This is a genomic window from Kitasatospora sp. NPDC059722 (assembly GCF_042733235.1).
Lineage (GTDB): Bacteria > Actinomycetota > Actinomycetes > Streptomycetales > Streptomycetaceae > Kitasatospora.
On the sequence record NZ_JBHWGD010000053.1, the window covers coordinates 15,001 to 23,591 of the forward strand.

At 72.9% G+C, this 8,591-nt stretch carries 7 protein-coding genes; 3 read left to right on the plus strand and 4 right to left on the minus strand.

Translation table 11 applies throughout. The features are described from left to right. The first annotated feature begins 413 nt into the window (after nt 1-413). Nucleotides 414-878, plus strand: coding sequence for a hypothetical protein (locus tag ACFV4F_RS28685; protein WP_380441576.1), 465 nt, complete (start codon nt 414-416; stop codon nt 876-878). Here the strand turns inward: ACFV4F_RS28685 and ACFV4F_RS28690 are convergent. Beyond that, complete coding sequence (locus tag ACFV4F_RS28690) at nt 849-1,535, minus strand: hemolysin III family protein (RefSeq protein WP_380497208.1); 687 nt, start codon at nt 1,533-1,535, stop codon at nt 849-851. The genes ACFV4F_RS28685 and ACFV4F_RS28690 overlap by 30 nt on opposite strands. A gap of 273 nt (nt 1,536-1,808) precedes the next feature. Between ACFV4F_RS28690 and ACFV4F_RS28695 the strand changes: the two genes are divergently transcribed. Continuing rightward, a complete protein-coding gene (locus ACFV4F_RS28695; RefSeq protein ID WP_380506708.1) occupies nt 1,809-3,635 on the plus strand; it encodes a phosphoenolpyruvate carboxykinase (GTP) in 1,827 nt (608 codons plus the stop codon). Between the two features lie 164 nt (nt 3,636-3,799). On the opposite strand, the gene ACFV4F_RS28700 is transcribed toward ACFV4F_RS28695, so the two are convergent. Both ACFV4F_RS28700 and ACFV4F_RS28705 read right to left on the minus strand, forming a co-directional pair. Continuing rightward, nucleotides 3,800-5,014, minus strand: coding sequence for a pyridoxal phosphate-dependent aminotransferase (locus tag ACFV4F_RS28700; RefSeq protein ID WP_380441582.1), 1,215 nt, complete (start codon nt 5,012-5,014; stop codon nt 3,800-3,802). 101 nt (nt 5,015-5,115) lie between these two features. Further along, a complete protein-coding gene (locus ACFV4F_RS28705; RefSeq protein WP_380506712.1) occupies nt 5,116-5,862 on the minus strand; it encodes a hypothetical protein in 747 nt (248 codons plus the stop codon). A gap of 137 nt (nt 5,863-5,999) precedes the next feature. Between ACFV4F_RS28705 and ACFV4F_RS28710 the strand changes: the two genes are divergently transcribed. Further along, complete coding sequence (locus tag ACFV4F_RS28710; protein ID WP_380441587.1) at nt 6,000-6,671, plus strand: prepilin peptidase; 672 nt, start codon at nt 6,000-6,002, stop codon at nt 6,669-6,671. 168 nt (nt 6,672-6,839) lie between these two features. On the opposite strand, the gene ACFV4F_RS28715 is transcribed toward ACFV4F_RS28710, so the two are convergent. Continuing rightward, nucleotides 6,840-8,447 carry a chitinase gene (locus tag ACFV4F_RS28715; protein ID WP_380506715.1) on the minus strand — a complete coding sequence of 536 codons (1,608 nt, stop codon included), beginning with the start codon at nt 8,445-8,447 and terminating at the stop codon, nt 6,840-6,842. Nucleotides 8,448-8,591 lie beyond the last annotated feature (144 nt).

Sequence of the window (8,591 nt, forward strand, 5' to 3'; positions counted from 1 at the left end):
ACCGGGGGGGGGGGGCGGGGCGGGGGCCCGGGGGGCGCCCCCCCCCCCCCGACGGGGGTGGGGCGCCACCGCCGGGGGGGGGGGGGCCCGGCCCACACGGCCGGGCCCCGCCCTCGTGCGTTCGGGGTCAGGCGCTTTCGGACGCGTAGAGAGGGGAAGGTACGGCGGCCGTCGACCCGGGAGGGTGATCCCGGGGGGTCGTGGGGCTCGTCCGGGGTTCTTTAAGTGCGGCTCCCGCACATGGAATTGACGCAACGTTGATCTGTCGTTCGCCGTCCGGAGGCAGCTCGGAGTGACTGACGGTAGATACCATGTGGCAATCGGTCAGTGCTGGCCGACGCGTGCCGAGAGCGGAGAAGGGGTGGGGCGGCAGGAGCCGACCACGAGCCCGGCGCCGGGAAAGGGGAGCCGTAGTGGCTGACAGTGACGACAGGCGGGCCGGTGCCCAGGTGTGGGGCGCGGCCGTGGTGGTGGGGTCCGCGCTGGCCGTGGTCGCGGCCTATCTGATCAACGGTGCCGCGCTGGTCCTGGCGGTCGCCGGGGTCGAGGTGCTGCTGCTCATGGTGTACGTCGCCCGGCGCTGGCGGGCGCTGCACCGGGCGGACGCGCCCGGCGGCCACCGCCCGTCCGCCGGCACCCCGAACGCCGCGCACTGCGAGCGCTGCCGCCGGGCCCGCGAGGCGCTGGACGCGCGCCAGTCGCGCGGCGGCGCGGGCGCCGCGGGCCGTGCGTCGCACCGGCGCCACCCGCAGGGCCGGGCGCCGCACGAGCACCCCTGGACGGCGGAACGGGCGGTCACCCGGTCCGTGGACGTGGACCGGACGACCGCCCGCCGTGGAGCGCCGGACTCAGCCGGCCGCGCTGTAGGCCACCAGTGAGACCCCGACGTACTGCACGATGAACGCGCCGAGCGTGAAGGCGTGGAACACCTCGTGGAACCCGAACCAGCGCGGTGACGGGTCGGGCCGCTTGAGGCCGTACACCACCCCGCCGACGCTGTAGAGCACCCCGCCGACGATCATCAGCACCAGGACGGCCACGCCGCCGGTGCGCAGGAAGTCCGGCAGGAAGAACGCCGCGGCCCAGCCCAGCGCGATGTACACCGGCGTGTACAGCCAGCGCGGCGCGCCGACCCAGAACACCCGGAACGCGATCCCGGCCAGCGCGCCGCCCCAGACCGCCCAGAGCAGCACCTGCTGGGCGGCGCCCTTGAGCAGCAGGATCGTGAACGGCGTGTAGGTCCCCGCGATGATCAGGAAGATGTTCGCGTGGTCCAGCCGGCGCAGGACGGCGTCCCCGCGCGGCCCCCAGTCGAAGCGGTGGTAGACCGCGCTGACCCCGAACAGCAGCCACGCGCTCGCCGAGTAGACCGCGCACGCGATCTTGGCGGGCGTGGAGTCGGCCAGGCAGATCAGGACGATCCCGGCCGCGACGGTGGCGGGGAACATCCCGGCGTGCAGCCAGCCGCGCCACTTCGGCTTGCTCTCCGTCGCGTTCGCGGCGCCCCGCACGAGCTCTGCAGTCATGCGCAGCATGCTACCCGGTACTTACGGGTCCGTAGGTTACTGGCAGGTAGGAAGTGGCGGTCGCCACACTTCGACATTTTGGAGCAATTGAAGTGTGGCGCAGCGCACTCCGTCCCGGACGTGAGCGACGTGTTACTCGCCAGTAATCATACTGACTGTAGTAAAAGATGCGTCAATTTCACCGGTGTGCCGCAATCCGGCCTTGAACCCGGAGCTACGCTGCAAGCACCCTCAGACCCCCGCTACGCCGTCTCCCCGCCGGGATGGCGTGAAGGAGCGATCGTGTCGTACGAGATCTCTGCTGTCAGCGCATCCGCGCCCACCCGTCACCAGCGCCTGGTGGCGTGGGTGAGCGAGATCGCTGAGCTCACCCAGCCGGCCCGCATCGAGTGGTGCGACGGTTCCGACGAGGAGTACCAGCGCCTCGCGGACCTGCTGGTGGCTCAGGGCACCTTCAAGAAGCTGAACGAGGAGAAGCGCCCGAACTCCTACTACGCCGCCTCGGACCCGTCCGACGTGGCGCGCGTGGAGGACCGCACCTTCATCTGCTCCGAGCAGGAGAAGGACGCCGGGCCGACCAACCACTGGAAGGCCCCCGCCGAGATGCGCGAGGTCTTCCAGGGCGAGCAGGGCCTGTTCCGCGGCGCCATGAAGGGCCGCACGATGTACGTCGTGCCGTTCTCGATGGGCCCGGTCGGCTCCCCGCTGGCCGCCTACGGCGTCGAGATCACCGACTCCGCCTACGTCGCCGTGTCGATGCGCGTCATGACCCGCATGGGCAAGGCCGTGCTCGACCAGCTCGGCGAGGACGGCGACTTCGTCAAGGCCGTCCACACCGTCGGCGCCCCGCTCGCCGAGGGCGAGGCGGACGTCCCGTGGCCGTGCAACAGCACCAAGTACATCTCGCACTTCCCGGAGACCAGGGAGATCTGGTCCTTCGGCTCGGGCTACGGCGGCAACGCCCTGCTCGGCAAGAAGTGCTACGCGCTGCGCATCGCCTCGACGATGGCCCGCGACGAGGGCTGGCTCGCCGAGCACATGCTCATCCTGAAGCTCACCCCGCCGTCCGGCGAGGTCAAGTACGTGGCCGCGGCCTTCCCGTCGGCCTGCGGCAAGACCAACCTGGCCATGCTCCAGCCCACCATCCCGGGCTGGAAGGTCGAGACGATCGGCGACGACATCGCCTGGATGCGCTTCGGCGCCGACGGCCGCCTCTACGCCATCAACCCGGAGGCCGGCTTCTTCGGCGTCGCCCCCGGCACCGGCGTGGACACCAACGCCAACGCCATCGACACCCTCTGGGGCAACACGGTCTTCACCAACGTCGCCCTCACCGACGACGGCGACGTGTGGTGGGAGGGCCTCACCGACGAGCCCCCGGCGCACCTCACCGACTGGCGCGGCAACGACTGGACCCCCGAGTCCGGCACCCCGGCCGCCCACCCGAACGCCCGCTTCGCCGTCCCGGCCGCGCAGTGCCCGACCATCGCCCCCGAGTGGGAGGACCAGGCGGGCGTGCCGATCTCGGCGATCCTGTTCGGCGGCCGCCGCGCCACCGCCGTCCCGCTGGTGACGGAGTCCTTCGACTGGCAGCACGGCGTCTTCCTCGGCGCCAACATCGCCTCCGAGAAGACCGCCGCCGCCGAGGGCACCGTCGGCGAGCTGCGCCGCGACCCGTTCGCGATGCTGCCGTTCTGCGGCTACAACATGGGCGACTACTTCGCCCACTGGCTGAAGGTCGGCGCCCAGGCGGACGCGGCCAAGCTGCCGAAGATCTACTACGTGAACTGGTTCCGCAAGAACGCCGAGGGCAGCTTCGTCTGGCCCGGCTACGGCGAGAACAGCCGCGTGCTCAAGTGGATCGTCGAGCGCCTGGAGGGCACCGGCGAGGGCGTCGAGACCCCGATCGGCGTGCTGCCCACCACCGAGGGCTTCGACCTGGACGGCCTGGAGCTGGCCAAGGAGGACGTCGAGCTGCTCTTCACCGTGGACGCCGACATCTGGCGCCAGGAGGCCGCGCTCGTGCCGGCCCACCTGGAGATGTTCGGGGACCACACCCCGAAGGAGCTGTGGGACGAGTACAAGAGCCTCGTCGCGCGTCTCGGCTGAGCCTGAGCCTCAGCCGTGACAACGGCCGGTGCGCTGCACGAACTTCGCACCGGCCGAGCGGCAGGACGGCCGGAGCCCCCCGCCGGACGGTCTTTCCCCGACCAAGGAGACCGTCCGGGCCGAGGCTCCGGCCGTAGTGTTCTTCCCGCGCGTTCTTCCGGCGCCTACGGCTGGGCGTAGCCGCTCAGGAAGTCCCCGATCCTGGTGACGGCGTCGGTGATCTCCTCGGCGCGGGGCAGGGTGACGAGGCGGAAGTGGTCCGGCTCGGGCCAGTTGAAGCCGGTGCCCTGGACCAGCAGGATGCGCTCGGAGCGCAGCAGGTCGAGCACCATCTGGGCGTCGTCCTTGATCTTGTAGACCTTCGGGTCCAGCCGGGGGAAGGCGTACAGCGCGCCCTTGGGCTTGACGCAGCTGACGCCCGGGATGTCGTTGAGCAGCTCGTACGCGGCGTCGCGCGAGGCGAGCAGCCGGCCGCCGGGCAGGACGAGGTCGCGGATGGACTGCCGCCCGCCGAGCGCCGCGGCCACCGCGTGCTGGGCCGGCATGTTGGCGCACAGGCGCATCGAGGCGAGCACGGTGAGGCCCTCGATGTAGCTGCGGGCGCGGGTGCGGTCGCCGGACAGGACCATCCAGCCGGAGCGGAAGCCGGCCACCCGGTAGGACTTGGACAGCCCGTTGAAGGTGACGCAGAAGAGGTCGGGCGCGAGCGTGGCCAGCGGGACGTGCTCGGCGTCGTCGTAGAGGATCTTGTCGTAGATCTCGTCCGCGTAGACGACCAGCTTGTGCCGGCGGGCGATCTCGACGATCCCCTCCAGCACCTCGCGCGGGTAGACCGCGCCGGTCGGGTTGTTGGGGTTGATCACGACGATGGCCCGGGTCCGGTCGGTGACCTTGGCCTCGATGTCGGCGAGGTCCGGGTACCACTCGGACTGCTCGTCGCAGCGATAGTGCACGGCGGTGCCGCCGGCCAGCGAGACCGAGGCGGTCCACAGCGGGTAGTCGGGCGCCGGGACGAGCACCTCGTCGCCGTCGTCGAGCAGCGCCGTCATGGCGAGCTGGATCAGCTCGGAGACGCCGTTGCCGAGGAAGACGTCGTCGACGGAGAGGCCGTGCAGGCCGCGGTCCTCGTAGTGCATGACGACGGCGCGGCGGGCGGACAGGAGGCCCTTGGAGTCGCCGTAGCCGTGCGCGGTCGCGAGGTTGCGCAGGATGTCCTGGAGGATCTCCGGGGGCGCCTCGAACCCGAACACGGCGGGGTTCCCGGTGTTGAGCTTGAGGATGCGGTGGCCCTGTTCCTCCAACCGCATCGCCTCGTCGAGCACCGGTCCGCGGATGTCGTAGCAGACGTTGGCGAGCTTGCTGGACTGGATGACCTGCATGCCTGCCTACTTTAGGGCCACGACCGGGCCCCGCGGCGCGTGTCCTGCAACACGTGCGGCGGGGCCCCGCGAGGGCTCCTTCGATCGGCAGGCGGGTGCCGTCAGCCGACCTTCCAAACCAGGGGTGCGGTGTCCAGGATGTTGCCGTACGTGAGGAACGCCGGCGGGTTCTCGTTCGGAACGAGATAGACGGCACACAGCTTCACCGACTGCCCGGGCGCGAGCGTCACGAGCGACTTGGTGTCGCACTGCGGGATCGCCTTCTCCAGGGTCGGCGCCGGCAGCGTGCCCGCGGAGTGGTCCTTCGGCTTCACCCACACCCGCATCATGTAGGCGTCCTGGGCGAGCGCGGTCCCGGTGCGGTTGGTGAACGTCATGCTGACGTAGTAAGGGGTCTTGCCGGTGGCGAGGTCCGGCAGGAAGCCGAACGGGGCGATCTCGTTCGCGGTGCCCTTGGTGATCGAGACGGCCGTGGCGTCCACGGTCGAGCTCTTGCCGAGGTAGCGGCCGGTGCCGCCGAGCGCGAGCGGGTGGTCGTAGCTGACCTGCGTGACGTTGTTGCCGCCCGCGGTGACCGACGGCTGCGGGCCGTCCCCGGGTGCGGCCGGGGCGCCGGATCCGGCGGGCGCGGGGGCGCCGGTGGCCGCGGAGGGGACGGCGCCCGGCGTGGCCGGCGGGGTGGCGGTGGCGGTGGCGGTGGCGGTGGCGGTGGCGGGCGGCGCGGCCGGGTCGCCGGTGCTCGCGGCCGGGTCGGCGTTGTCCGGGCCGCAGGCGGTCAGCAGCAGCGCGAGCGCCGCTGCCGGAACCGCGGCGCGGGCGGCCCGGGTTGTGAACCGGGTCTTCGTCATGGTCGTTCCCCCGTTGGATGATGTGGGTCGGTGGGCCCCCGCCCGCCGGGCGTCCCGCTTGTCATGTGGGCGCTGAGCGAGAGGGGGTTGCGCCGGTGATGCTAGCGGCCGCCGGGGCGGTACCGACCGGTTTTCTGGTGGCTCCGCTGTTGCGGGGCCTGGTGGCCAGGTTCGCCGTGCCCGAGGGCGAGGCGTGGTGCCGGGCCTGCCCGTCGTGCGCGGCTCCGACGCGGCTGCTGCCGCCGACCGGGCGCTGCCCGCGCTGCCGGGAGCGGCTGGGCGCCGGCGCGTGGACGGTCGAGGCCGCCGCCGCGGCCGTCGCGGTCGCGGTGGTGCTCGCGGCGGACGGGTCGTCGGCCGCGGCGCTGGCCTGGGCGGCCGGGCTCGGCGTGGTGCTCGCCTTCGTCGACGGCCGGGTGCGCCGGCTGCCGTACCGGCTGACGCTGCCGCTGGCCGCCGGGCTGGCCGTGCTGCTGGCCGCGTCCGCCGTGGCCGAGGGCCGGCCGGGGGTGCTGGTGCGCTGCCTGCTGGTGGCGCTCGCGGCCGGGGCCCTGTTCGAACTGCCGGTCTGGCTGGGCCTGATGGGCCCGGGGGACTCCCCGCTGGCGTTCGCGCTGGGCGGTCTGCTCGGTTGGTACGGGTGGGGCGTGGCGTTCAGCGGGCTGTTCTTCACCGTCCTGCTGGCCGGCCTGTGGGCGGTGCTGAGGGCCGTCGCCGCGCTGGCGCGCCGCCGTCCGGTGCGCGGACTCGAGGTCCCGGTGGGCCCGTTCCTGCTGCTCGGCACGTTGTCCGCGGTACTGGTGCGCTGAGCGGCCGGGGCCCGCACGGACGGAGCCCGCGCGGCTGGAGCCCGCACGGCCGCGGCACGCACGGACGGGGCCCGCAGCACCGGTCGCGGTACTGCGGGCCCCGCCGCGGACGCGCCCACCCCACCCTCAAGGAGCGGCGCGTCGCGGGGAATCAGGTCCTGGCGGTGCTCACTGCATCTTGTGGACGAACGGGCCGACGGCGTTGGAGAACGCGTTGCCGTTGTTGGCGTCCCAGTTGGTGGACCAGGTCATCGCGCCGCGGATGGTCGGCCACTTGGCCGGCGGGACGAAGCTGCCGCAGTTGTTGCCGGTGGCCAGGCAGTTGAGCGCGTTGTTCACCACCGACGGGTCGACGTAGCCGCCGCCGGCCGCCTTGGAGGAGGCGGGGACGCCGATGCCGACCTGGTCGGGCCGCAGGCCGCCCTGGATGTGGGTGCAGACCTGCGAGGTGATGAAGTCGACCGTGCCCTGGTTGTAGACCTTGCCGTCGCAGCCGTTCATGCCGCCCGAGTTGTAGAACTGGGTGTTGACGACGGTCAGGATGTCCTTGGTGTTGAGCGCCAGCTGGAAGTAGGCGCCGGCGGTGCTGTACATCCCGATCGTCTCGGGCGCCATCGTCAGGACGAAGCCCGGGCCGGCCTTGGCCTGCAGGGCGTGCAGCGCGTCGCCGAGCGGGCCGGGCTGGACGCCGTTCTCCAGGTCGACGTCGACGCCGTCGAAGCCGTAGTCCTTGAGGATCGCGGCGGCGCTGTCGGCGAAGGCGGCGCCGGCGGTCGCGTCGCCGACGCTGATCGCGCCGTTCTGGCCGCCGATGGACAGCACGACCTTCTTGCCGGCCGCCTGCTTGGCCTTGATGTCGGCGCGGAACTGCGCGTCGGTGTAGCCGCCCAGGGCCTTGGACAGGCCCGGGTCGAGGGTGAAGCTGATCGCGCCGGTCCGGGTGGGCACGGCGTCGGCGAAGGAGACCGCGATGATGTCGTAGGCGCTCTGGACGTCGGCCAGGCGCTGCGGGGTCGAGCCGTTGTCGAAGTTCTGCCAGTAGCCGGTGACGGCGTGCGCGGGCAGCCCGGTGGTCGGCGGGGCGGTCGGGGTCGCGGTGGCGGTCGGCGTGGCCGTGGGGGTCGGCGTGGCCGTCGGGGTGGGGGTCCGGGTCGGCGTCGGCGTCGCGGTGGGGGTCGCGGTGGCCGTCGGGGTCGCGGTCGGCGTGGCGGTGGCCGTCGCGGTCGGGCTCGGCGCCGGGGTGCCGCCCGGGCCGGCCAGGCTCACGTCGTCCGCGAGGTAGGCGGCCTGGCCGTACCAGCCGTGCAGGTACAGCGTGATGCTGGTGGCGTTCGGGCCGGTGGTGAAGGTGGTGGCCAGTTGGTTCCAGCCGGTCTGGTTCGACCACACGCTCGGGTCGGTGGCGCCGGTGCCGCGCGCGCCGAGGTAGACGTACGGGCCCTGGACCCACGCGCTCAGCGAGTAGCTGGAGTTGGGCAGCACGCTGACGGTCTGGGTGCACTCGGCGGTGTCCGCCGATCCCGGGGTGGCCTGGAGCGCGCCGCTGCCGGAGTGGACCGGGGCGGAGACCGCGGCGGCGGTGCCGGTGCAGGTCCAGCCGGCGAGCCCGTTCTCGAAGCCGCCGTTGGTGACGAGCTCTCCGACGGCCGCGCTCGCGCCGCCGGCGAAGAGCGCGAGGCCGGTGCCGGCCAGCGCGAGGGCGGTCGCACCGGCGGCGACGGCCGGGAGGGGGCTGCGCCGGCGCTTGTGCGCGGGCTGGTTCGGCGTACGGGCCATGGGGTGACGCTCCTGGGGGAGGAGCGGGCGCCGCGGGGGGGGGGGGGGGGGCGCCGGGGGGGGGGGGGGGGGCCCCCCGGGGGGCGGGGGGGGGGGGGGGGCGGGACCCTCGCCGCGAACACCTTGAGTCCCGCCTGCAAAAAC

What these genes read in the sequence shown, in the direction of transcription:
- ACFV4F_RS28700 (WP_380441582.1), bottom strand. Translation starts at nt 5,014, where the DNA reads ATGCAGGTCATCCAGTCCAGCAAGCTCGCCAACGTCTGCTACGACATC.
- ACFV4F_RS28715 (WP_380506715.1), bottom strand. Translation starts at nt 8,447, where the DNA reads ATGGCCCGTACGCCGAACCAGCCCGCGCACAAGCGCCGGCGCAGCCCC.
- ACFV4F_RS28705 (WP_380506712.1), bottom strand. Translation starts at nt 5,862, where the DNA reads ATGACGAAGACCCGGTTCACAACCCGGGCCGCCCGCGCCGCGGTTCCG.
- ACFV4F_RS28690 (WP_380497208.1), bottom strand. Translation starts at nt 1,535, where the DNA reads ATGCTGCGCATGACTGCAGAGCTCGTGCGGGGCGCCGCGAACGCGACG.